The 23,118-nt window shown below is 61.3% G+C and carries 19 protein-coding genes and 1 pseudogene; 14 read left to right on the top strand and 6 right to left on the bottom strand.

What is annotated here, in order from left to right:
* Position 1 precedes the first annotated feature (1 nt).
* Complete coding sequence (locus tag QM780_RS02090) at positions 2–3,793, bottom strand: AsmA-like C-terminal region-containing protein (protein ID WP_415068829.1); 3,792 nt, start codon at positions 3,791–3,793, stop codon at positions 2–4.
* Positions 3,794–3,960: 167 nt separating this feature from the next.
* Between QM780_RS02090 and bcp the strand changes: the two genes are divergently transcribed.
* The gene (bcp, locus tag QM780_RS02085) at positions 3,961–4,428 is read left to right on the top strand and encodes a thioredoxin-dependent thiol peroxidase (protein ID WP_415068828.1); all 468 of its coding nucleotides are present in this window, start codon (positions 3,961–3,963) and stop codon (positions 4,426–4,428) included.
* A gap of 350 nt (positions 4,429–4,778) precedes the next feature.
* A complete protein-coding gene (locus tag QM780_RS02080; protein WP_415068827.1) occupies positions 4,779–5,180 on the top strand; it encodes a bactofilin family protein in 402 nt (133 codons plus the stop codon).
* A gap of 111 nt (positions 5,181–5,291) precedes the next feature.
* Here the strand turns inward: QM780_RS02080 and QM780_RS02075 are convergent, their stop codons facing one another.
* From QM780_RS02075 to QM780_RS02065, 3 genes are all read right to left on the bottom strand, one after another.
* Complete coding sequence (locus QM780_RS02075; RefSeq protein WP_415068826.1) at positions 5,292–5,831, bottom strand: GNAT family N-acetyltransferase; 540 nt, start codon at positions 5,829–5,831, stop codon at positions 5,292–5,294.
* Positions 5,832–5,871: 40 nt separating this feature from the next.
* A complete protein-coding gene (locus QM780_RS02070) occupies positions 5,872–6,273 on the bottom strand; it encodes an adhesin (protein ID WP_415068825.1) in 402 nt (133 codons plus the stop codon).
* A 129-nt stretch (positions 6,274–6,402) separates the two neighbouring features.
* Positions 6,403–7,050, bottom strand: a complete 648-nt coding sequence (locus QM780_RS02065; RefSeq protein WP_415068824.1) for a MarC family protein — start codon at positions 7,048–7,050, stop codon at positions 6,403–6,405.
* A gap of 225 nt (positions 7,051–7,275) precedes the next feature.
* Here QM780_RS02065 and QM780_RS02060 point away from each other — a divergent pair, with 225 nt between their 5' ends.
* Complete coding sequence (locus tag QM780_RS02060; RefSeq protein ID WP_415068823.1) at positions 7,276–7,563, top strand: usg protein; 288 nt, start codon at positions 7,276–7,278, stop codon at positions 7,561–7,563.
* A gap of 66 nt (positions 7,564–7,629) precedes the next feature.
* On the opposite strand, the gene QM780_RS02055 is transcribed toward QM780_RS02060, so the two are convergent.
* On the bottom strand, positions 7,630–8,643 hold the full coding sequence (locus QM780_RS02055) for a sensor histidine kinase (protein WP_415068822.1): 1,014 nt from the start codon (positions 8,641–8,643) through the stop codon (positions 7,630–7,632).
* Positions 8,644–8,963: 320 nt separating this feature from the next.
* On the opposite strand from QM780_RS02055, the gene QM780_RS02050 reads away from it, so the two are divergent.
* The 5 genes from QM780_RS02050 to QM780_RS02030 all read left to right on the top strand — a co-directional run bounded on the left by QM780_RS02050 (position 8,964) and on the right by QM780_RS02030 (position 12,469).
* Positions 8,964–9,173 carry a hypothetical protein gene (locus QM780_RS02050; RefSeq protein ID WP_415068821.1) on the top strand — a complete coding sequence of 70 codons (210 nt, stop codon included), beginning with the start codon at positions 8,964–8,966 and terminating at the stop codon, positions 9,171–9,173.
* Positions 9,174–9,359: 186 nt separating this feature from the next.
* Positions 9,360–9,836 carry an HXXEE domain-containing protein gene (locus tag QM780_RS02045; RefSeq protein WP_415068820.1) on the top strand — a complete coding sequence of 159 codons (477 nt, stop codon included), beginning with the start codon at positions 9,360–9,362 and terminating at the stop codon, positions 9,834–9,836.
* Positions 9,837–10,100: 264 nt separating this feature from the next.
* A complete protein-coding gene (locus QM780_RS02040) occupies positions 10,101–10,478 on the top strand; it encodes a DUF930 domain-containing protein (RefSeq protein WP_415068819.1) in 378 nt (125 codons plus the stop codon).
* Between the two features lie 253 nt (positions 10,479–10,731).
* Positions 10,732–11,907 (top strand): phosphatase PAP2 family protein, encoded by a 1,176-nt coding sequence (locus tag QM780_RS02035; protein ID WP_415068818.1) that lies wholly within the window; start codon positions 10,732–10,734, stop codon positions 11,905–11,907.
* Between the two features lie 352 nt (positions 11,908–12,259).
* Positions 12,260–12,469: a cold-shock protein gene (locus QM780_RS02030; RefSeq protein WP_415068817.1), complete on the top strand. Its 210-nt coding sequence runs from the start codon at positions 12,260–12,262 to the stop codon at positions 12,467–12,469.
* A gap of 79 nt (positions 12,470–12,548) precedes the next feature.
* Here the strand turns inward: QM780_RS02030 and QM780_RS02025 are convergent, their stop codons facing one another.
* Positions 12,549–13,130, bottom strand: a complete 582-nt coding sequence (locus QM780_RS02025; protein ID WP_415068816.1) for a DUF1285 domain-containing protein — start codon at positions 13,128–13,130, stop codon at positions 12,549–12,551.
* 220 nt (positions 13,131–13,350) lie between these two features.
* Here QM780_RS02025 and QM780_RS02020 point away from each other — a divergent pair, with 220 nt between their 5' ends.
* The 6 genes and pseudogenes from QM780_RS02020 (at position 13,351) to QM780_RS01995 (ending at position 22,990) form a co-directional block, all read left to right on the top strand.
* Positions 13,351–14,349 carry an AAA family ATPase gene (locus QM780_RS02020; protein ID WP_415068815.1) on the top strand — a complete coding sequence of 333 codons (999 nt, stop codon included), beginning with the start codon at positions 13,351–13,353 and terminating at the stop codon, positions 14,347–14,349.
* 7 nt (positions 14,350–14,356) lie between these two features.
* Positions 14,357–15,355 carry a DUF58 domain-containing protein gene (locus QM780_RS02015; RefSeq protein ID WP_415068814.1) on the top strand — a complete coding sequence of 333 codons (999 nt, stop codon included), beginning with the start codon at positions 14,357–14,359 and terminating at the stop codon, positions 15,353–15,355.
* A complete protein-coding gene (locus QM780_RS02010; RefSeq protein ID WP_415068813.1) occupies positions 15,352–18,351 on the top strand; it encodes a DUF4159 domain-containing protein in 3,000 nt (999 codons plus the stop codon). Before QM780_RS02015 ends, QM780_RS02010 begins: the two co-directional genes overlap by 4 nt.
* A 12-nt stretch (positions 18,352–18,363) precedes the next feature.
* Positions 18,364–20,506 (top strand): annotated as a pseudogene (locus tag QM780_RS02005) (hypothetical protein).
* A gap of 19 nt (positions 20,507–20,525) precedes the next feature.
* Positions 20,526–21,296 (top strand): NAD(P)-binding domain-containing protein, encoded by a 771-nt coding sequence (locus tag QM780_RS02000; protein ID WP_415068812.1) that lies wholly within the window; start codon positions 20,526–20,528, stop codon positions 21,294–21,296.
* Between the two features lie 98 nt (positions 21,297–21,394).
* On the top strand, positions 21,395–22,990 hold the full coding sequence (locus QM780_RS01995) for a DUF4332 domain-containing protein (protein ID WP_415068811.1): 1,596 nt from the start codon (positions 21,395–21,397) through the stop codon (positions 22,988–22,990).
* Positions 22,991–23,118: the final 128 nt, after the last annotated feature.

Below are 23,118 nucleotides of genomic sequence, written 5' to 3'. Positions count from 1 at the left end.
ACTAATGCGCGGTCGTCGTCGACGACCAGCCGTCGATTGCGTCTGCTTCCTTCGGCGCGGTCTTTTTTGCCTTGGCCTGCGATTTCGATTTGGATTTCGACTTCGGCTTGGTGGCTGCCGGGCTCTCGTCCGGCGGCGAGGCGCGAACACCGTTGAAGGCAGGCACCTGCGATCCGCCATCCCGCACCTGAATGGTCGGGTCCATCGATGTCATCTGGAAGATGTCGCGGAAGATGCCGGGCGCGACCAGCGAGAACGGATTGACGATGACCTGCGGATTGGACGTCGGCCCCTGCACCGCAAACGTCATGCCCAGAATGCCCTCGCCCTGCGTCCCGGACAGTATCTGCCCAAGCACCGGAATATCGCCGAGCGCACCGTTCAGGCCCTGCAGAGGAATATACGTGCCGCCGATGTTCACGCGCTTGGTGGTGAAATCGACCTTGCCGCGCAGCGTTGCCCCGAGCATTGGCCCTTTCAAATAGGATTCCTGCAGCACGAACTGGCCGTATCCGACCGAAAACGGCGCACGCATCCGGTTGAAATCGAAAACTTCGCGTACCACGCCCTGGCCGCCGCCGATCGCCGGATGGCCTGCGTCGGCGCTGCTGACGACTTCCGTCACGATCGGGTCGCCGAGAATGCGGAAATTGTCGACGACAAGCGTGCCGGTCTTTTCGGCCGGACCCGCTCCGTCCAACCCGACCTCCAGACGCATGTTGCCGCCCTGCATGTTCGGATAGAAGTTGACGAGCTTCATCACCTGCCCGGCATCGCTTGAAGTCACGATCAGCCGCCGTGATCCCGAGCTTTGATCCAGCGACGCAACCAGCGGCGCGCCGCCATCGAGCTTCCCTCTCGCATCCAGACTTGAAAGGTTGCCGTTCTTCGTCTCCGCCTCGAGCTTCAGATTGCGCAGCGAGACGTCCGAGCTGCCAATGACGTTGTCGAGGTTGACGGTAACGTGCGAGCCCTTCGCTGCCTGCTTGTTCGTCCGTCCGGGTCCGTTTCCGACGCTGAACAGCGACTTGAAATAGTTGCGCGCGTCATAGTTCGATCCGCTGATATCGACGGTCCAGAAATCGTCCTTGCTGCGCGTGCCGCTGATGTCGAGCTTCGAGATGACGTTGAGGTTCAGATCGGGAAATTCAAACGAACTGATCTTGTTGTCAGCTCCCAAAAGAATATGGCCATTGGCGGCCATGTCGTCGCTGATGACTTTGAAGTTCTGCAATTCCGTCTCGTGCGCCGGAGTCGTGATGACGTCCATATCGAGCGACGCCGACCGACCCGAGGCCTTCCGCCATTGCAACTTGTCGAGCGTGATCTCGGCGCCGGTCAGGTCCGCGTGCACTTTGATCACAGGTTCCGGGCGGTCACCCTTCTGATACGACAGCTCGACCGGCACCACGCCGTGCACGAGATCGTTGACATCGAAACCGAGTTGAGTGCGATCCGCCTCGTCGAGCTTGGCGATGATCTTCAGCGGAGGTTGCTCTCCGGCGTCCGGTCCGAGCAGGCGCTGGCCGACCACCTTGGCGGGAACGCCGTTGACCAGCAGATCGCCTTTCGCATCGAGTGACGTTTCGGTCAGATTGAGATCGAGCGAAAAGCCCTGAATGTCGAAACGCCCGGCTACTTTTCCGAACCGCCCATCCGAGACGCGCGCCTTGCCCGTGATCGTCATGTCGTCGCCCGACACGCCCGGATAGAGCGGCATCTTGATAAGGAATTGCGCGTTGACCTTGCCGTCGCCGGCCCGAGGCAACGGCGAAGCATCACGCACGGCGCGAACCGGCAGCCTCTCGATCGTCTCGATAAACGGGCCGAGATCGCCGACCGCCGTTAGAGCGATCTCGCCGTTCGGCCGGTCCGAGATGACGTTGTCGGCGCGCATCGTTCCGTCTTTAAGCGGAAATTGACCGCCGCTCGACAGCGCCACCGTTCCGGTTGGCACCGTTATCAGCAATGCGTTGTTCTGCACCTGCATCGAGACTTTCGGCGCCGTGATCTGCTGCATGTCCGGCAAAGGCGTAAAGACCGCATTCTCAGCCTCGAAGTCCGCATTCGCGCGCTCTGTCGCCGTCTGGACAGTCCCGGGCTCTATGCCGCCGACGTCGCTGTTCGAAAATGTCAGCGTGCCGCCTTTGAAATCGACTGCGCTGACGTTCTTGCCGACCCAATCGCGGGTGCCGGTCGCAACCGCCCTGGGCCATAGCGCTTTCAACGTATTGAGAGGCATCGGCGAGACATGGAATTCCGCCGACATGCTCTGGCCCTGCGGTCCCGCCTGCGTCGTCGCCTTGACGGTGGCCTCGCCGCCGCCGCCCGCCAGCCGGAATTCGGCGAGATCTATGAAGCCGCGCCGCGGAACGATCGTGCCGCGCGCCGTCCACTTGTCGATCGTAACCGGTGGAACGCCGAACTCGGACGCCTCGAACACGCCGTTCCGGCCATCGATCGCGAAATTCCAGGTCGGAGGCTCGCCAGCCTTGGCGACGTCCGTCATGCCGCCGGTGAACATGATCGTTCCGTCCGCCCACTTGACCGGGCTCGGCTTTAAATCCCAGCGCTTGCCCTTCCCGTCATAGGCGAGCTTGAACACCCCCGCCGTCACTTCCATCGGCTGCACCATGTACGGCAGCCGCGCCCGTCCCTTGCCAAGCTCGAGCGAAAGATCGGCAGCTTCGATGTCGCCGCCGGTCGAAAGATCGACCGTGGCATCCCCTGAAAGCGGCGTTTCGAAATTGCCCAGAAGCGCCAGCGGCGGTGCTGCCGATGCCAGTGTCGAAGGTACCAGATCGCGGATCGTCGCTTTGACTTCGAGCTTTCCGGTCTGCTCGCTTTCGTCGGTCAGGAACGAGACCGACCATGGCCCTCGCTGCGACGCGACCGTCGCCCGCCCGACGATGACGCTGCGCCGCGCCGCGTGATCGAAGTCGACGCTTGCCTCATCGATGCGCCATGAACTCCTCTGCCCCTCGTAATCGACGACGACGGTCGCGTTCGAGATGCCGAATTCCGTCAGGAACGACGTCGCATCCAGTCGCTGGCGTGCGCGATGCGAAGAGTCGCTCAGCATTTTAGCGAGATTGACTTTCGCACCTGTTGCGACGGGTGCTTGCACCACAACATTTGCTGCCGATGGGACGCTCGCTCCCGCCGCCGGGGAAGAACCGCCTCCACTATCCGGATGCAGAGGCACCGGCCTCGGCACGGCCCTCTCAAACACGAAACCAGACTTCTCGGAATAGGCCAGCGCAATGATGGGATCGATCAGCTCGATCCGCGCAGGAACGATCCGCCCCCGCATCAGCGCCCCTAGCGAAATATTGACCGCCGCGAGTGGCGACGACAGCACCACGTCGCCGCCTTTTTCGAGCACGCTAACGTCGCGCAGCCGGAATTCTAACTCGCCCGACGGCCCCAGCCGCAACTCGGCGCCATCGATCTTGACCGAGCTGGTCAGAAGCTCGGCGTTGATACCCTTTTCGATCGGCGCCACGACAAAGTCGAAGGCGATCGGCCCATGCCGAAGCCGAACGTACAAGACGCCAATCGCAATCATCGCCAGAAGTGTCAGCGGCATCACGAGGTAAAAAAGAATGCGGCAGCCGCGGAAGAAGTGCCGTTTCCCCCATGCCACGGTTGTATCTTCCGTCGGCATCGGCGGCGGCAAAGCGAGAGGTTCGCGCTGCGGAGCTACCGGCAGGCGTTGCGAAGTTTGTCGCTGCGCACCTTGGTCAGCGACACGCCGATTGGAAGCGCGTCCGCCGGTTGCCAGTTTCGTCAACGCCGCTCCTCAAAAACCCCCAACCGGCCCGTTGCATGCCGGTCACCCATACTGTAGCCCGGGAACGGACAGAAAACCCTTTCGCAAGAAAGACTAAACTCTCAAGCCCCCGCTCTCGTAATGTCAGCTACTAGCGGCAAAAACGACAAAAGAAAGGCACTTTCAAGATGATCGCAGATGGCAAGAAGGCGCCCGACTTCACGTTGCCCGACGACAGTGGAGAAACAGTCCGGCTTGCGAAACTCAAAGGCCGTCCCGTCGTCGTTTATTTCTATCCCAAGGACGACACTTCGGGCTGCACCCAGGAGGCCAAGGATTTCACCTGCATCGCCGACCAGTTCGCGGCCGCAGGCGCCGAGCTGCTCGGCATTTCGCCCGATAGCCCCAAGAGCCATCAGAAGTTTAAATCGAAACACGGACTTGCCATTCGATTGCTCGCCGACGAGCAGAAGGAGGCCGCCAACGCTTATGGCGTGTGGGTCGAAAAATCGATGTACGGCAGAAAATACATGGGGATCGAGCGCTCCACATTCCTGATCGACAAGACCGGCAAGCTCGTCAGAAGCTGGCGCAAGGTCAAAGTCCCCGGCCATGCCGAGGAGGTGCTTGCTGCGGTTAAAGCCCTCAAAGCGTAACCATATCGGCAAGAACCCTCATTGCCGTTGATCTTCCGCCACAGTTCTTCGCCAAGAGGCGAGATGCCGCGTAGCGCTGTCGAATTTCCGGTGGAAACCTCAGGGCAAAGCGGTGGACGGAAGCCGTAAAAGTGCTACGCGAATCAAACGCGCTCGTCGCAAAGCGATTACTGTGATGCGTTGAGTTGTTTCGGGTGCGGATTGTTGCTTAAGTTGTGTCAGAGGGAAGTCCGACCATGCTGCCAAATTTTCGCCGAACCGAATCCCAGCCCACTGCCTCCGCAACTGATCCGAATTCGCCCGCAGCTCCGGCATTCCAGCCGCGCCCTTTCCTTAGTGTTCCGCGCGCGGTGTCTGCCGGCCCCAAAGCGGTCTCGGTCATCGGCGCCGATCTAACCATCACCGGCAATCTCATCTGCAAAGGCGAAGTCCAGGTCGACGGAACGGTCGATGGCGATATTCAGGGCAGCCATGTCATCATCGGCGAAGGCGCGACTGTAACCGGCAGCATTTCGGGCGACGAGGTCATCGTTCGCGGCCATGTCATCGGATCGCTGCGCGGCCGTCGCGTCATGCTGCAGACGACCAGCCAAGTCGAGGGCGACATCTATCATAACTCGCTGTCGATCGAGCAGGGTGCGATGTTCGAAGGCAAGTCACGTCGCACGAAAGACGACCCCCTCACTGCGGAAATCAAGTCCGAGCCGATCGGCTTCGTTCTGCCGACGCGTCCACCCGAATTACCGAATTAGTTTCCCCACCACCCCAAACCCCCAAGACCCTTCCCCCAAGGGTCTCAACTTCACCTTTCCGGTCGCCAGTTTGTATTGCTTCGTCGGCGTCCGGAAGGGATTTCCATCACCTCATAGTTCCCGCGCCAGCATGACGAGGCTACCGCCCGTCCCCGCCTGCGCGATCTCTTCAAATCCATTCCTGTTGTAGAAGCCGACGTTCTGCGCTCCGGCGCTCGTCACGATATGCACCCCGGCCACGCCCGCCGCCTTTGCATCCACCACGAAGCGATCGATCAATCGGCTGCCGATGCCCTTGTTCCGAAAGGCCGGGCTGACGTTGACATGCAGATGCGCAGGAAACCGCTCCGTCTCGGAGGCGAGCGCCGAGAAATAGGCAATGTCCGCAAACCGCGCCGCTTTCGCCGGATCGTCGATAGCGCCGACAAGATAGCCGACCACTGAACCGCGACCATTAACAGCCAGATAGCAAAACTGCGGATCGTGCGTCAGATAGCGGCCGAGCCAGCGCTCGCGGAACGCCGCCCGCGCGTCATCGCTCGCGAACGACTTCGTGTTGCTCGATTCAAAAAAGATCCGGTCGAGTGCGCTGACCTGCCGGGGCGTCAGCTCGACATCGACGTAGCGCCGGATGGTGATTGGTTCGGACATCAAGCCGCCTTAACACGCCTCACGCCCGACCGCATCGGCGTCAGCCCTCGGCGTCGACCGCCGCGACAAGCTGTTTCCGGAATCCCGCCGGCAGGTCTTGAGGGATCGGGAACGTCGAGGCGGGCTTGTCGTTGGCAGCTTTCACGGTCGGCTGCGCCGGGACCGTGCTCGCGGGATTCTCTCCCCCGTAATTCGGACTGAACGGCTGGCTCGGATCATCGGGCAACTGCCTGATCCGTGCCGACGGCGCCGCTTGCACCGGAATGCCGTCGCTCTCCATCTGCACCGATGGTCCCTGTGCAACGTATGCCGGAGTGGTCGGATAGGTTGCGTTGCCGCTGGCGCATCCGGCCAGGCAGACTGCCGCCGCAGCGGAAGCAAAACGAACAACGACTGACCGCGCGGCGTTGGCAGCCGGGTGGCAAAGAGAAAACGCGAACATCGGATACGCCTTCGGAAACGCAACAAAACGCTACGCAAGCTCAACAGATGTCCGGGATTGAAACAGCCGGGCGTTAAAGCCACCCTAACGCCCGGCAGCATCTGAACCGCCGTCGAGTTGCTCAGATCGCTATGGAAGTTGCGCAGCCGTCGGCACGAGTCCGGATGCACCGATGCCGTTAAAAAGCGCCTGCACCGCAATCGCCGCGAGCAAAATCCCGAAGACCCGGACGAGCACGCGCTGCGCCGTCACCCCGAGAAAATGATTGAGCTGATTGGCCATCATCAGCAGCACCAACGTGATTGCCATCACCGCCACGAGCGCACCGGTAACGACGGCAAGTCCGAGCGGCTCCCCATGGGCGTTCGCAGCAAGCAGGATGCCGGCGCTCATTGCGCCCGGCCCCGCGAGCAAGGGCGTCGCCAACGGAAACACTGCCACGTCATCGCGAGAGTGCGCTTCCGCGCCTTCCGGCGGCGTCAGTTTTATCGAACCGCCGGGCCGCGCGAAAATCATGTCGAGCGAGATCATCAGTAGGATAACGCCACCGGCGGCCTGCAGTGCAGCAAGCGAAACCCCAAGCTGATTGAGAATCGGACCGCCAAGAAGCGTGAAAAAGCCGAGAATGGCCGAAGCAATCAGTGTCGCCCGCGTTGCGATCGCCTGCCTCTCGGCATAGGGCATCTTGGGCGTCAGCGTCGCGAACAGCACCGCCGCTTCGATCGGACCGACAGTCGCAAAGAAGGTCGTGAAGCTTTTCAGCGCCGTCTCAAGCATCCGATCCGACCTTTTCAAATCGACAGCGGCCTCGCCAATGGTTGCCTCGCCGGTTCGGGCAGCGCCCTGCACAGCACTTCGGCAGAAACCGCCAGCACTCGAAGTAAGCACCTGCTAACAATGCCTATTCGCTTCACTTCGCGATAGACAAGCAACGAATCTCACTCGATCATCGTTGGCTCAGGGAGGGCGCCCAATCACCTTTACGATAGGGGAGATTGCTAAGTGACCGAACAAAAATTGTCTTGTGATAGCGGCTTCAAGGCTCAGCTTGCAGGGTTCAGCCTGACGACCGCTGAAATTCTCTACCGCATGCCAGATCATCCTTCGCTTTTACAAAGCTATATCTGGCAGGAATACAATTCCGCCCCGCGGTTTCCGAAACTCAAATCCTTCCTCGATTTCTGGATCGCGAAGCTCGAAGGCAAGCTCTACCGGGTGACCGTCGCTCATTCCGAGTTGATCCGACCATGCGAGCTGAAGTTCATCGGCATGGAAGTGAAACTTCACTAGTCTTCGCGACGCTCATCGGCGGACCGCCACGTTCCGGCATCGAACGCCGCAAGCGCACCGCATTCCTCACTTCACCGTTTTTACCGGGATGGTGACAACGACGGCGACGCCGGGCGACATCGGCTGGAACTCAAGCTTGCTGTTCAGTTGCGCGGCGAGCATTGCCATCAGCCGATTGCCGATGCCGCCGTTCGATACGTCGCCATTGCCGACACCGTTATCGGCCACGACCAGCTTGTACGTGTCGCCCTCACGCCTGAAATTGATGGCGATGGTTCCTGACCGTTGGCCGGGAAAAGCGTGTTTACCGGCATTGGTCACCAACTCGTTGATGATCAATCCGAGCGGCACAGCCTTTTCCAGGCTGATAGAATGGCTCTCGACGGTATCTTCGAGCGCGATCGGCCGCATCGCGAGACGCGACAGCCTGAGATCGGCACATAACTCGCCGATATACGCTTTGGTATCGACCACGACGCGATCGTTGCGCAACTCGAGCTGCCGGTGAACCCGAGCAATCGTCTGCACGCGTTCCGCCGCCGATTGCAGTGCCTCGCGCGCTTCCGCATTGGCCGACCGCGATTGCAGGTTCAACAACGTTACGACGTTGGCGAAATCGTTGCGCGTGCGGTGAGCAAGCTCGTTCAAAAGCAGCTCGCGTTCTTTGATTCCCGTTCGCGCGTTCTCTCGCTCCGCCGAGAGCGAGACCAGTCCAACGTGCAGCGCCTCGACGACCGAGGAAATTGCAAAACCGATGACCAGAAAAAGCACGAAGCCGCCCTGATCGGCCGGGCTTACGATATCCAGCGAATGGTGAGGCGGCAGAAAATAGAACGCGCACACCACCGCACTGAGGATAGTCGCGAAAAACCCGTTGCCGCGGTCAAACAGGGTGCCGCACACAAAGACCACCGGAATAAATGTCAGGAATGGATAGCGATCGCCAGCCGAACTGCCCCACGCCACCTGCAGCCACGCCGTGAGAAAAACAAGGAGTGCACTGATCGAATAGCGCAATGCGACCGGAATATCTCGAGCAGCCAGCGCCGTCTTGTGAATTGTGGAAACCCATCTATCCATGCCGGGCAAACGCCTGAGGTGAGGGAATTGTTCAGTTTCGCGCATAGGAACTTTGACCAACGGCCGCGCGGGCGTCGATGCCGGTCAATCCTAAAGCTTCAGCGTCGTCGTGCGCTTAGCACCTTTCGCTTCACTGCTTCATTGTGACCTAAAGCGGTCTCTCTAACTTTGAGCGGCTTTACCGGATGTTCCGCTACAGCAGATCATCACAATTACACTCATTTGTTACAAAACTAGTTTATCGCGCCCCTTGCGGCCTGAGGTCGTCCGCCTGCGGACCGGTGTCCGGCACGCTCACATAATTTTTGGGGGACCAAGTTATGCAAGCAAAAACCTTGCTCACCATCGCGGCGATCGCCATCGCGGTCTCGGCCGCACCTGTAGCTTTTGCGGCCAAAGCCAAGAAAGCCAAACACGCCGGGTCGCACAAGTCCCACCACATCAAGGGCTGGAAGTCCTGCAACGGCACGTACAAGTACCTCAAGGACGGCAAGTGTCTCGACGCGCGCAGCAAGAAAACGAAGAGCTGATCCGCCAATTGCTGTTGCGCAGCATTTACGCAGCTATTTGTCTGGCCGGCGGCTTTCCAAAAAGGCCGCCGGACAACAAGTCAGCGCGAACAATGGAGACATCGACCGCGATTCGCGTATCCTAATGCTCAAGGCTCGAATTTCTCCGGGGCCGAACCTGTTGGCTAGCGCATTGGGGCTCGCGAAATGGATCTCGCGCATTGGATTTGGCTCGCAACTGCAGCATACGGCGTTCATGCGTTCGAGGAATTTGAACTCGATTGGCGCAATTGGGCGCGCGCGGTGATCGGCTTGCCGGTCGAATGGCACGATTTCTACGTCGTCAATTTTCTCGTGATCGTACTTGGCATCGTCGCGGCGGAACTGGCACCCGCATCACCCGGCCTGGCGCTCACGTTTCCGGCCCTCATGTTGATCAATGCCGTCTTCTTCCACATCGCACCTTTTTTCTGGACGCGAGGACGGTTCTCGCCCGGATTGATCACTGCAATACTGCTCTTTCTGCCGATCGGCGCCGCTTGCTTCGCGGTCGCAAACGACAGCGGGGCTTTGAACACCGGTACCTTGGCACTGTCTTTCGCACTCGCCGCTCTACTGATGGCGATGCCGATCATTCTGCTGCATATCAAATCCAAAGCCTATTTCCGCCAGGATCATCCCTGACCGGCAGTCTCCGACGCGATTGTCGGCGCACCAAATATTCGGCTCGGAACCAAGATGCCCACCGCTAGGGAAAAGGATAACTTTTGCGGCGCAATTTCCGGATGCGGGTTAAAAAAAGCCGCACGCGCCTATTGGCATCCCCGCGCCGGCGCCACAAAAAAGATGGATGCTTTGCACATTCGGGGGGCATAAGTAGCGCGCCTTCGCGTCCTTCCGGACCGAGCGCGCCAGAACCGTAAGAACAGACGGAAGAAGTTGGGGGAAATGAAGCGTTCGGCAATTCTGATAATAATGGTCTCGACGACCTCCGCGTACGCAGCGTCAATCGACGAATCCATGCTTAAGCTCGAGCCCGAAGAACGCGCTCATCAGGCCTGCATCCTGAGGGGCATCGACGATATCAATCGATCCAAGAAACTGAAGAAGGTCGACAGGCTCAAGACCAGTATACTCTCGCGTGCGACGTTCGACGGCGTGACCGTTGTTGCGAAGGGAGGCGCCGTGCGCGCCAACAGTCACTGGTACTCGCTGACATTCACCTGCAAGGTCGGCAAGGACCAGATGAAGGCCACATCATTCGAATATAAGATCGGGCCCGAGATCCCCGAGGACCGCTATGAAGATCTCGGTCTTTGGAAATGAGGCGTAGTATCAGCTGCCTCCCAACAGTTCTTGATGAAGTGGTCCCCGCCACGCGCAACAAGAAGCGGAAACCCCAAATTCTCGCTGCAGCCGATCGGACGGCTCGCTGATACCCGATTTACGTCCACCCGCGGTTTCCAAGCGCAAGGCCACTCATTTTCGCGCTCGCGGCCCTGGGCCTCGCCCCTTCGGCCAAGCAAATATTAAGCTAATTAGGACAATAATGGGCGGACGTCCTATCGGGAGATAGCCGATGCGAGCCGATCCGACTCTGGCAGCTCGAAATCTGCGCATTTGGAACGACTTTTCCCGGACCCTCGTCGCGGGGTTCAAGGCGCACGCCCTCGTGCTCGCCATCGCCGCCATTTATTTCCTGTTAATGGCCCTCACGATCTGGACCCGGCCGGACGCGATCACGGTGCCCTTCTTCGCCGTCGTCGGCAGCATCTTTCAGATTTCGGTTTTGCTGACGCTGATCGCGATCGTGCTCCAGCGCTTCTATCACATGGTCATCCACGCCAAGCCCGAGCGCCCTGGCATGTATTTCATGGCCGACCTTGCCGCGCGATTGTTCGATCCTCGCCGCTGGGCAACCGGCTTCCCGATGGGCGTCGCCATGCTCGCGTTCATGTATGTCTACGCGATCTTCAAATACAATATTCCCCTCATCGCTCCGTTCTCGTGGGATCAAACGTTCGAGGTGTGGGGCCGTATGCTGCATTTCGGATTGCACCCATGGCAGTGGCTCGCGCCGCTGCTCGGCAACCCCACCGTCACGTCCCTGCTCTGCGCCAACTATGTCCTCTGGGGCGCGCTTCTCTGGGGAACCACAGTTGCCCTCGGTTTCTCCGGAAAAAATAACGTTCTGCGCACGCGCTTCTTCCTGACGTTCATGCTGACATGGTCGATCGGAGGCTCGTTGCTTGCAATCGCATTCTCCTCCGCCGGACCGTGCTTTTGGCAGAGCCTCAATCTGCCCGGAAACCCGTATGGCGGAGTGATGGAAAATCTTCATGCGTCCAACAACGTATTTACGCGTGCGGTTCTCCTGACACAGGACACGCTCTGGCAGGGCTATTCAAATCACGCGCTCATCGCCGGCATTTCGGCGATGCCCAGCATGCACAATGCGACGGCGTTGCTTCTGGCGCTGACTGGATTGCACTTCGGGCGCGTCATAGCGATCACGATGTGGACCCATTGCATCCTCGTCTTCATCGGCTCGATCTGGCTCGGCTGGCATTACGCCGTAGACGGTTACGTCGCGTTCGCACTGACCGGGCTCTTCTGGCGGGTTTCGCTACCCGCCGCGAGGTGGTGGCACAGCCTCGATTTCGTGAAGGATTTCGATCGCGTGCTGGAAGAGCTTCCAGCGCTCGATTCGGCTCCGACCGCGAAGCCGACGACGCAGCAACCTGTCGCCGCCTAGACCCGATCAAAAAGTCTAGAGCGTTTAAGCCTCGCCTACACCAACGGCCGGCTCGCGGAAGACAGTCGATTGCGCCGATCAAACAAAGGATGGGCCGGCGGGGCCCCTCGCGGTAGAGAGCGCCGGCCTACTACGAAAAATTCCCGTTGAAACTCACTTCCCGGGCCACAAATACGATTGGGGCTTGCAGCAAACCACCAGTCTCCCTATGGTGGCGCCCAAATCGAGCTTCGCTGAAAACGACTTGGCCTCGCCCGCGAAGTGCGCGCCTGACCGACGACCTTCCAAAAAATCTCGACCTAAACTCTGAGCGTTTCGATAGTCGGCGCGCATCTATTCGAGGATTTCATCTATGCAGACAGGAACCGTGAAGTGGTTCAACAGCCAAAAAGGCTTCGGCTTCATTCAACCGGATGAGGGCGGCAACGACGTTTTCGTGCACATCAGTGCCGTTGAGCGGGCCGGATTGCGCAGCCTCAACGAAGGCCAGAAGGTCTCGTTCGATGTCGTGGCCGATCGCCGGAGCGGCAAATCTGCGGCCGACAATCTGCGAGCCGTTTGATTTTTCGACCGGGCTCCCGCCCGAACGAACGTGAATCACCGAATTCATAGAAGTCGCGGCCGGCACTCGGTCGCGGCTTTTATCGTTCAAGCGTCATGGTGAACCATGTTCCGCTGCTCCATACGCCGACTTCATCGCTGCCTTCCGCCCGATCGACCGCCAAATCCACAAGCTCCGCATAAACCGCCCGCGTACACAGCGCTTCCAATCGTCCGCGGACCTGCACGTACGGCTTCAGGCCTCCATCGGGTCCTGAGCGTTCGAACCGAAGCGGATGCTCGGCATCGACTGTCACCACGTCGTCCAGGTTCGTGCGGAACGTCAGCCGCTGCGCCGCGCCTTCGCCCTCGACGGCCATCTCGACCGCGAGAAACGGCGCGTCCTCGACCGCCACATCCACCTTCTCAGCCGGAGTGACGAGATACGTTCGTCCGTCCGCATCCTTTCTCAGGATCGAGGCGAACAGCTTGACGAGCCCGATGCGGCCGATGGGGCTACCTTGATACGTCCACGTACCGTCCCGGCGGATCGCCATGCCGATATCCCCGCAGTAGGGCGGGTTCCACTTTTCCACCGGTCTTGCGCCTGCGGCCCCGCCCTCGCGCGCGGCCTGCAAAAGCCCCTCCAAACCCGGCGACGGTGCGGCAGAATTTCCGGTCATTGAAACAACTTGCGGATTTTCATTCGGCATTTGCGCTCATCGTTTGCGTGCGCCCTCTGATGCACCACATCCTAACGTAACATTCACTTGACCCTATGAGGGGCGGGCAGGATCGTCTAGGCTTAACGCGATGCCGGGAACGCCGCTGCTCGGCCATTGTTTTATATGGCGAAATTCGCCGTAAGATGAAACTTAACGGCTCTGCGCGAGGCCCCCTTTTATGAGCAACGTCGTCGAAACCCAAACCGATATCGTGCCTCGGCTCGAAGCCGCGGCCGAGCGCATCCAGCGCGCCCATAAGACGGCGGCGAGCGTCATCTTCGGTCAGGACGAGGTGATCGAGCGCACCCTGATCACGATTTTATCTGGCGGGCATGGACTTCTCATCGGCGTTCCGGGTCTTGCGAAAACGTTGCTGGTCGAAACACTCGGCAAGGTCTTGGGACTCGATGCCAAGCGCATTCAGTTTACGCCGGACTTGATGCCCTCGGACATCATCGGCTCGGAAGTTCTCGAAGATGAGCCGGGCCGCGGCCGCGCCTTTCGCTTCATCAAGGGTCCGATCTTTACCCAGCTTCTGATGGCGGACGAAATCAACCGCGCCTCGCCGAAGACGCAATCTGCGCTCTTGCAGGCGATGCAGGAACATCACGTCACCGTCGCAGGCCAGCGCCATGACACGCCGGCACCGTTCCACGTGCTGGCGACGCAGAACCCGCTGGAGCAGGAAGGCACCTATCCGTTGCCCGAAGCCCAGCTCGACCGTTTCGTTCTGCAGATCGACGTCACCTATCCCGATCTCATCGCCGAGCGGCGCATGCTCTATGCCACCACCGGCACCGAGACGCCGAAAATCGACACCGTCATCGGCGCGCAGGAACTGATGGCGACGCAGCGCCTCGTCCGCCAGATCCCGGTGCCCGACAAAGTCGTCGAAGCCATTTTGAAGCTTGTGCGCTCCGCCCGTCCGGGCACTGGCGCCAACGAGGAAACGGACAAGTTCATTGCCTGGGGTCCAGGCCCCCGTGCTAGCCAGGCGCTGATGCTCGCGGTTCGCGCCAAGGCGCTGATCGATGGCCGTCTCGCTCCCTCCGTCGACGACGTGATCGCGCTCGCAGAGCCCGTCCTGAAGCACCGCATGGCATTGACGTTCGCGGCGCGCGCCGAAGGCGAGGATTTGAACCACATCATCGCCCGTCTCGCGGCAGCCGTGGAGTAGGTGCGGAATGGCGAGCCCACTCGGGCGCAAAACCCCAGGCGGCGAAGGTCCGGGCCCTGAGACGCGGCGCGTGCTCGCGCTTGAGCGCGAAGCCGTTTCGCTCGTTGACCGGATGCCGGAGCTTCTGATGGAAGCCGCGCGCATCGCCTCGACCGTTGCCCAGGGCATCCACGGCCGCCGCCGCGCCGGACCGGGAGAAACCTTCTGGCAGTTTCGGCAGTATCAGCCGGGAGAAAACGCCAACCTCGTCGATTGGCGGCGCTCCGCCAGTTCCGATCATCTCTACGTTCGCGAGCGCGAATGGGAAGCGGCGCATACGCTTTATCTCTGGCCGGACGTCTCTCCGTCCATGGATTTCAAGAGTCATCTCGCTCCGATCAGCAAGCGCGACCGCGCGCTTGTTCTGGCATTGGCGTCCGCCGAGCTTCTCGTTCGCGGCGGCGAGCGCGTCGCGCTGCTGGCCCAGATGCTGCCGACCGCCAGCCGCAACGCCGTCACGCGCATCGCCGAAACCATCGTCGCCAATGCCAATTCGCAGCATGTGCAGAAGAGCTTGCCGCCGAACGCGGGCCTCAATCGTTTCTCCGGCGTGATCCTGTTCAGCGATTTCCTGGCGCCGGTTCATGCCATTCGCGAGCGCCTCGAAAGCTATGCCGGCAATGGCGTCGGCGGTCATCTGGTGCAAATCATCGATCCGGCCGAAGAGACGCTGCCCTATCAGGGCCGAACGGAATTTCTGACCCCATCTGGCAGCCAGCGTTGGGTCGCCGACCGTGTTGAATCTTTACGGCCGAAGTATCAGGCCCGCTTCGCCGCTCACCGCGCCGAGCTTGCAGAGATGACGAAGCGCTTCGGCTGGTCGCTTCTGACCCATCACACGGATCGACCAGCGTCCGAGCCTCTGCTCTCGCTTCTGATGCGCCTCAACGGTTCGGCCGCGGGCTACCGCTGGATGTCGTCGAGTTCCGACGCTGTCGGCAGCGGCCATAAGGAGCCCGCCCGATGAGCATCGGCTCGCTCGCTTTCCTCAATCCCTGGCTGCTTGCCGCGCTCGTCACGCTGCCGCTGATCTATTGGCTGTTGCGCGCCGTGCCGCCGCGCCCGACCCAGGTCGAATTTCCGCCAACGCGGATTTTGGTCGGCATCGAGGATGACGAGAAGACGGCTGAGAAGACACCCTGGTGGCTGACGCTCCTACGCCTCGTCGCCGCGACGCTGGTCATACTCGCGCTTGCCGACCCAATGCTGAATGCCGCGAAGAACAAGGGACTGGCGGGCACCGGCCCGGTCGTCGTTTTCGTCGATAACGGCTGGGCCTCGGCATCGCGCTGGCCCGAACGCGCCAACATGATCCAGCGCATCATCAGCGAGGCCGAAAGCGCCGGCCGTCCGGTCGTGATCACCCCGACAGCCGCCGCCAATAAATTGCCGACCGTCAAGATCGAACCGCCGGGTGAAGCGCGCAGCACAGCCGCCGCCATCAATCCTCAGCCGTTCGAGCCCGATCGCGAAGCTGCATACACGGCCCTGAAGACCGCGTTGACGGAGGCAGGCGTTAAAAATCCCTCCGTCGTCTGGATCGAAGATGGCGTCGATCACAAAGGCAAAGCTGCCGATGTGGCGGAGAAGCTCCAGTCACTCGCCGGCAGCGGCACGCTCTCCGTCATCGACGAAACGAAGGGCCACGAGCCTTTGGGTCTCGTCGCCGATCTCGCCGAGCGCGGCAAGCTTGAAGCAACGGTACTGTCACCTGGAGGACCGGCACGCGAAGGCACCATCAACGCCTATTCCGGCCGCGGCGAACGCCTCGGAGAAGCCGCGTTCAAGCTGCAGCCCGGAGCCACGTCGTCGAAAGCAACATTCGAAATGCCGCTCGAACTTCGCAATCAGGTGGCACGCATCGAAATTGCAGGAGAGCGCTCTGCGGGCGCCGTCAGCCTTATAGATGCGATGACTCAATGGCACCGCATCGGCCTGATCTCAGGCGAAAGCCGCGAGGAAGCGCAGCCCCTTCTCGCGCCGCTCTATTACATCGAAAAGGCCCTGAAGCCTTATGCTGACGTGGTGGCGGCGAACAATTCCAACCTCGTCGAAGGGCTCGATACCGTTCTGAGGCAGAACATTTCAGTGCTGATGCTCGCCGACATCGGCACCTTGAGCGGCGAAGCCGCCGAAAAGGTCGACAACTTCGTCAAGCATGGCGGCTTGCTTGTCCGCTTCGCCGGGCCGCGCCTCGAAAAGGCCGGCGACGACCTCTTGCCGGTCGTACTCAGAAGCGGCGGCCGATCGCTCGGCGGCGCGCTGTCGTGGTCTTCGCCGCAGCGGCTCGCCGCTTTCGATGAATCAAGCCCGTTTGCGGGGCTGACCGTTCCCAAGGACGTGACCGTTAATCGCCAGGTGCTCGCCGATCCCGCTGAACTCACCCCGGACGTCGAAATCTGGGCGCGACTGGAAGACGGCACGCCGCTCGTCACCTCCGCCAAGCGCGGCAACGGCCGCCTCGTCCTCTTTCATGTAACAGCCAATTCCGACTGGTCGAACCTCCCGATTTCCGGCCTCTTCGTCGAGATGCTTCGTCGTCTTTCGACCATGGGCGCCGTCGGCGCCGCATCTGCCGACGGCCAATCCGACACCAGTGCCACCACCACCGACACCACGGCAAAGACCAACACGCCGGGATCGAGCGTCCTTGCGCCGTTGAAAACCTTGAACGGCATCGGCACGCTTGTCGCTCCGCCTCCAACCGCTGAGCCGCTGAAAGCCGCCGACATCGGCACCATCCGTCCGAGCTTCGAGCATCCCCCCGGATATTATGGCCAATCGGCCGCGCCTCGTGCCGTCAACGTCCTGACGACCAAAAGCGCGCTTACACCGTTTCCTGCACTACCTCCCGGTGTTGAACGCCTGACCTACGACAACGCCGCCAGCACATCGCTGAAGCCCGCGCTACTCACACTCGCGCTCGCTCTCCTCTTCATCGACATCATCGCGGTGACGATCCTGCAGGCGGGCGGCATCGCCGGGCTCTTCTCGCGTCGCCCAGGATCGCGCGCGCGGCGAACCGCAGCAGCAGCCGTCGTGTTCGGCGTCCTCGCATTGGGGGCAGGCATCGTCGTCGGTGCGTCGAACACCAAAGCGCAAGAGCTGCCGCCCGAATTCCGCGATGCCATTCCGCAGCTCGACGGCTTCTCGCCGTCGATGCCATCGCAATCCAACGGTCCGGTGATCGTCCGGCCGCCGGCTTCGCCCGCGGATAACGCCGCGATCGACGCGACGAGCAAGGTCACCCTCGCCTACGTCGTCAGCGGTGACCGCGATACCGACGAAACGAGCCGCGCCGGTCTCAAGGGCCTCGGCCGCGTCCTGCAGACACGCACCGCCGTCGAGCCGGGCGAGCCCGCGGCCGTCGACATCTCCAAGGACGAGATCGCCTTCTATCCGGTTCTCTATTGGCCAGTTTTGAAAACCGCCGAAGCACTGCCGGACGCCACCATCGCCAAGATCGACGCCTACATGAAAGAAGGCGGCCTGATCATTTTCGACACCCGCGACTATGGTGACGGCGGCGCCGATCTCATCCCGCTCGCCGGACGCGGCGGCACAGCCCTGCAGCGGCTCTTGAGCAAGCTCGACGTGCCTCCGCTTGAACCCGTTCCAGAAAATCACGTGGTGACGAAGTCGTTTTATTTGCTCCGCTCGTTCCCCGGCCGATGGGACGGCGGCCAGCTTTGGGTCGAAGCGACACCCAAGAACGACAACGACACGCACAAGGCCCGCGTCTCCGACGGCGTGACGTCGATCATGATTACGTCGAACGATTTCGCCGCCGCTTGGGCGCTCGACGATCGCGGCCGTCCGCTGTACCCGGTCGTACCCGGTGGCGAGATGCAGCGCGAAATGGCGTTTCGCGGCGGCATAAATATCGTCATGCACGCGCTCACCGGTAATTACAAAGCCGATCAGGTTCACGTGCCAGCCCTCCTTGAGCGGCTGGGTCAGTAGAGGCTTCAGGTTTTGAACTGGTCGATTACATTCGCGCCCCTGATTTCGATGCCGATCTTGATCGGCCTGTCGGTGGTGGCGCTTGCGCTTATCTTACTGCTGCTGCTCCGCCGAAGTCGTGGCGCGCTGTTGCGTGCTGGCGCGCTCGCCGCGCTGATCTGCGCCCTCTTCAATCCGATCCTGAAGGAAGAGCAGCGCGAAAGTCTCGCCAACGTCGCCATTGTCGTGCTCGACGAAAGCCCGAGCCAGAAACTCGCCGACCGCACCAAGCAGATGGATGAGATCCGCGCCGACCTTGAAACCAAATTCGCGAAAATCCCCAACCTCGACATCAAATGGGTGACAGGCGGCGTCCCCTCCGAGCAGGCCGCGCCAGGGACGAACCTCTTCACCGATCTCAATGCCGCGCTGAACGACACGGCGCCAGACCGCATCGCCGGCGTCATCTTCGTGACCGACGGCGAGATCCATGACGTTCCGAAATCACCGGCCGCGCTCGGCTTCGATGCACCGGTCCACGCGCTGCTGACTGGCAAGCGCGATGAGTTCGACCGCCGCATCGAGGTCATCGAAGCACCGCGCTATGGACTGGTCGGCCAGTCGCGTGAAATCGAAGTCGCTGTTCGCGAAACGGGAAGTGCCCCGTCAGCAAATTCCGGCACCGCCGTGCTCAAGGTTCGCCGCGAAGGCCAACCCGACGAAACAATCCGGACCGCGATCAACCGCAACGTCAAGATCGACATGCCGATCCCGCATACGGGAACCAATATCGTCGAGATCGAACTCCAGCCCGTCGAAGGCGAACTGACGACGGCCAACAACCGTACCGTCGTCGCAGCCGAGGGCGTGCGCGAAAACTTGCGCGTGCTGCTGGTCTCCGGCGAACCTCATCCGGGCGAGCGCACGTGGCGCAACCTGCTGAAATCCGACGCTGCCGTCGATCTCGTCCATTTCACGATTTTGCGTCCGCCTGAAAAGCAGGACGGAACTCCCATCAACCAGCTGTCGCTGATCGCATTCCCGACGCGCGAACTTTTCTCAGAGAAGATCAACGAGTTCGACCTGATCATCTTCGACAGGTACGAGCACCGGGGCATCTTGCAGCTGCTCTATTACGACAACATCGCTCGCTACGTGAACGAGCACGGCGGCGCGCTGCTCGTTGCAGCGGGCGACGATTACGCCAGTCCCTACAGCATCTATAATACACCACTCGCGCCGGTGCTTCCCGCCGCGCCGACGGGCCGCGTTCTGGAAATGCCGTTCAAGGCGAAGGTAACGACCGAAGGCCAGAAGCATCCCGTCACGCATGATCTGCCCGGCTGGAACGGCGCCCAGGTCGCCGACAATTCCCCGCAGCCGTCGTGGGGCAAATGGTTCCGCCAGGCCGAGGTCACACCCTCGCGCGGCCGTGTCCTGATGAGCGGCGCAGAAGACAAGCCGTTGCTGATCCTCGATCGCAAGGGCAAGGGTCGCGTCGCACTCCTGACCTCAGACCACGCTTGGTTGTGGGCGCGCGGTTATGACGGCGGCGGCCCGCATACCGATTTGCTCCGGCGTCTCTCGCACTGGCTGATGAAAGAACCCGATCTCGAAGAAGAACGCCTGATCGCCTCGGCCAAAGGCATGAAGCTCACGATCGAGCGGCGCTCGATGGAAAGCACGATCCCGCAGGTGAAAGTCCTCGGACCGGGCGGCGACAGCTCGACGATCACGCTCGAACTCGGTGCCGGTCGAGCCCGGCGTCTGGCGTTCGGCCATCGATGTCAAATTGCCGGGCCTTTACAAGATCGAGACCGACGGCCCCAACGGCCCGCTGACGGCCGTCGCCAACGCCGGCGTCGAAGATCCGCGTGAAATGAGCGAGGTCACCGCCACAGACCAGAAAATCAAGCCGATCGCGGACGCAACGGGCGGCGGCATTTTCTGGACGAAGCCCACTGGCCTTTTGGCGACTGCAACCGAAGTCGACGTACCGCGTATTTCAATGATGTCGGCCGCCAAGGTGATGGCGGGTTCCGATTGGCTTGGCCTCAAGGATCGTCAGGCCTTCTTGACACGCGGCGTGAAGTTGACGCCGATGTTCACGGGCTTCGCTGCGCTTTCCGCGCTGCTCGCCTTGATCGCCTTGGCCTGGTGGCGCGAGGGACGATGACGAAAGGGCGCGAGACGTCATGGGCACCGCTTCGATCAGACGGCCGATAGGCATTATCGGCAACGACGAGTTCGGCCCCGCAATCGCCGAGCGCATAGCCGCGTGCAACCTCCCGGCGCAGTACGCGGCACCGATAGAGATATCGGCCACGCGCACGTCGCCCGAATCCTCAACAGAAGGCGATTTCTCGGATTGTCCGGTCATTCTTGTCGCCATCGAGGATACAGAGACCTTTCGTGCCCTGTTGGATGGCCGCACGCGCGTTAATTTTACTCCGACGTCCGGCACCGTACTCGTCGATCTCGGCGCCCGCACCCCGCGCGAGTTCGACGCCCTTCTCGAACTCGTTGAACCGCGTGGCATCGCGCTGACCGACGCCGCGCTGATCGGCGGTCCCGAAGCCGCAATCGAAGGCCGTGCTAAAGTTCTGCTAGGCGGTAACGAAGCCGCGGTCGAGGTCGCCGCCAGCGTGATCTCGCTCCTTGGTGGCGTCGAGCGCACAGGTCCGCTTGGCAGCGCCCATGCCGCCGCGGCACTGATGGGATACGTCGAAGCAGCCCATGCCGTCGCCCGCGAAGAAGCCATGGCCCTTGGCGCCGCCTGCGGATTGACGCCTGACATGATCTCCCGTGTCCTGTCCGAACGCTCGCCGCCCTTCGGCATGAATGTGGTCCAACTCGCGCGGCGCGCCGATCTCGCGCGCCGTCTTGCCCGCGACCAGAACCCCGGCGCCGAGATCGTCGATCTTGCGGCCGAGAAGCTCGCACGCTCGCAACGCGAAAACCGTTGATGACTGCCGGCGCCATCTCCCTCCGGATCGAGTGAGCCCCGCGACTCGCGTAAGGATCGTTCGCTGATTGCCGTTTTCCGCGAACACTGGGGCTTCCGATGTCGCCGCTCTTTCGAATTGTGTATGCCACGCATGCCAATGGCACGCATCACAAGCTGGCGCTCGACGCGCTGGAGGCGATGACGCGCCCCGACAGCGCCGATTGGACTCGCCTCTTCCTCAAACACGTCGAGCTTTATCTGAAAGGCTCGAAGGACCCCGACAACACCTTCAAGGACTTCAAGAACCACGTCTTGCACGTCTCGGAGAACTACTGGGGCGGAGCGCCCGAGAAGACGCAGGAATGGTACAACCGCACCGTCTTCGAGCTCAAAGCCGGGAACTGGCCGGAAGCCGTTTATGCGGCAGGCGTCCTCAGCCACTATTTCACCGACCCCGTCATGCCGTTCCATACCGGCCAGACGGAAGCCGAGAACGCCATCCATCGCGCCACCGAATGGAGCATCAATCGCTCTTACAATACGCTTCGAGCGCTTGGCGAGGCGCGCTTCGGCAGGCTCAGCATTGCCGTTCCGTCTGGCCCGAAATGGCTGCCGGAATTCGTCTGCGACGGCGCGGAATTCTCGCATCGCTACTATGAAAAGCTGATCGCGCACTACGACATTCACAAAGGCGCAACACGGCCCGAGGAAGGTCTCGACGACATCGCCAAGCCCATTGTCGCGGAACTGCTGATCTACGCCGCGACGAGCTTCGGCAAAGTCCTCGACAAGGCGATAGCAGAATCGGGCGCGAGCGCGCCGGACGTTTCACTTACCGCTGAAACATTCCTCGCTATGACGCAGATCCCACGCAAGTTCATCGAAAAACGGCTGTCGAACGAGGCGGACAGAAAGCTCGTTGCCGCGATTTACGACGAACTGAAAACCACAGGACGCGTCGACCGCGCGCTGCCGGAGGACGACCGCGTCGTCCGCGACCTGCACAATGCCGAGGTGCTGGCGCCAAAACTCGCCGAGCGCGACGCAGCGCGCACGGCGCGCGTCAATGGCGCCGACAATACGCCTCTCGAGCTTGCCGTCGCCAAATCGGCGACCACCAAGATGGACTTATCCGAGACGCCACCGACAATTCCCATCTCAAAGACGCCGCCGCCGATGCCCCGTGCGGCTCCGAGTATCGCGGCGCGCATGGAACCGCTGCGCCTGGGTGAGCCTCGCCCGGCCCCGCCGCCGCGACAAACTCAAGAGCCCGCGCCCGCAAATGCCAAAGTCTATTTGGCTGAAGGTGATGACCTCGAAGCCGCGCCGTCGATCGGGCCGAAAATCGCCGAACGCTTTGCCGCCGTCGGCGTTCATACCGTCCGCGATTTTCTCTCCCGCGACCCCGAGCAACTTGCCGACAGCCTGAACGATCCGCATTTCGACTCCGAAACGCTGATCGACTGGCAGGATCAGGCGAAGCTCGTCATGGCCGTCCCCGGCCTGCGCGGCACGCACGCACAATTGCTTGTCGGTGCGGGATACAAGACCGCGCAGGCCGTCGCCGAATCGGACCCGCTCGTTCTGTCCGCCAGCGTACTGAAGTTCGCGACTACGTCGGCCGGCAAGCGCGTGTTGCGCGAGGGCCGGCCGCCCGACATCGAGAAGATCAAAGGCTGGGTCGAATTCGCCAAGCTCGCCGCTGCGGCTTGATCGTCATCCTCGGCCAAGCGCGGCAACACCGCGTCGTAGGGCGGGGATTCAGCGAAAAACTCGTCGCAGATCCGTTATTGTTCCCTCGGCGCTCGTAACGCCGGATTCCTGAACATTTTCGCACTGCT

The organism is Hyphomicrobium sp., from assembly GCF_047600905.1.
Classification (GTDB): domain Bacteria; phylum Pseudomonadota; class Alphaproteobacteria; order Rhizobiales; family Hyphomicrobiaceae; genus Hyphomicrobium_B.
The sequence above is the reverse complement of the archived record's forward strand: the minus strand, read 5'-3'. Positions and strand labels throughout refer to the sequence as shown.